Source organism: Pantoea sp. 1.19 (assembly GCF_001922585.1).
Classification (GTDB): domain Bacteria; phylum Pseudomonadota; class Gammaproteobacteria; order Enterobacterales; family Enterobacteriaceae; genus 1-19.
Map to the genome: position 1 here is coordinate 1 of NZ_MRBS01000030.1, position 1,456 is coordinate 1,456.

At 73.7% G+C, this 1,456-nt stretch carries 1 protein-coding gene; it reads left to right on the forward strand.

Going from position 1 to position 1,456, the window contains the following annotated elements:
• Positions 1-1,456 (forward strand): Ig-like domain-containing protein (locus BS626_RS17960; RefSeq protein ID WP_139308878.1); only part of this gene is annotated, 1,456 nt, incomplete at both ends.

Consider the following 1,456-nt stretch of genomic DNA (forward strand, 5'->3'; position numbering starts at 1 on the left):
GGGCTGAAGGAGGGCGCGGGAAGCGTGCAGGCGAGCGTGAGCAGCGCCAGCGGCAACGCGGCGAGCGCCGCCCGGGCGTACAGCGTGGACAGCGTGGCGCCGTCGGTGACCATCGACACGCTGGCGGGCAACGACGTGCTTAACGCCGCGGAGGCGCAGGCGCCGCTGACGGTGAGCGGCAGCAGCACGGCGCAGGCCGGGCAGACGGTGACCGTGAGCCTGGACGGGCAGACGTGGAGCGCGGAGGTGGGCGCGGACGGCCGCTGGAGCCTGACGGTGCCGGTGGAGACCCTGGCCACCCTGAGCGACGGGGTGGTGACCCTGACCGCGGCGGTGAGCGACCGCGCCGGCAACCCGGCGTCGGTGAGCCACGCGCTGACGGTGGACAAAACGGTGCCGACGGTGACCATCCTGGCCATCGCCGGCGACGACGTGATCAACCTCGCCGAGCACGGGCAGAGCCAGATAATCAGCGGCGCGGTGGAGGGCGCGGCGGTGGGCGACCGGGTAACGGTGACGCTGAACGGCCAGCGCTACGCCGGCGTGGTGGACGCCGGCGGGATGTGGAGCGTGGGCATACCGGCGTCGGCGGTGAAGGCGCTGGCGGACGGCACGCTGACGGTGACGGTGAGCGTGACCGACGCGGCGGGCAACACCGGCAGCGGCAGCCGCGAGGTGGTAGTGGACACCGGGCTGCCGTCGCTGAGCATTGACGCGCTGGCGCAGGACAACATCCTCAACGCGCAGGAGAAGGGCGAGGACCTGACGATTGCCGGCGGCAGCGCCAACCTGGCGAACGGGGCGACGGTAACGGTGACGCTGAACGGCCGCGAGTACCAGGCCACCGCCGGCAGCGACGGGCGCTGGTCGGTGACGGTGCCGGCGGCGGACCTGGCGGGGCTGGGCGAGGCGACCTACACGGTGACCGCCAGCGGCAGCAGCGCCAGCGGCAACGCGGCCAGCGGGACGGCAACGCTGCGGGTCGATACCGCGCTGCCGGGGGTCTTTATCAGCCCGGTGGCGGGCGACGACGTGATCAACGCCGCCGAGGTGGCGGCGGGGCAGACGCTGTCGGGCCGGGTGACCGGCGCGGAGGCGGGCAGCACGGTGACGGTCACGCTGGGCGGCAATCGCTACGCCGCCGAGGTGCAGCCGGACCTGAGCTGGTCGGTGACGGTGCCGGAGGCGGCGCTGACCGCGCTGGGCAACGGCGCGCTGACGGTGACGGCGACGGTGACCAACGCGGCGGGCAACACGGGCAGCGGATCGCGGGAGGTCGCCATCGACGCCGGCCTGCCCGGGGTGCGGATTAATCCGGTGGCGGGCGACGACGTGGTTAACGTGCTGGAGCACCAGCAGGCGCTGGTGGTCAGCGGCAGCAGCAGCGGGCTGCCGGCGGGCGGCACGCTGACGGTGACGGTCAACGGCAAAACCTATCCGGCCAGCGTGGCGGCGG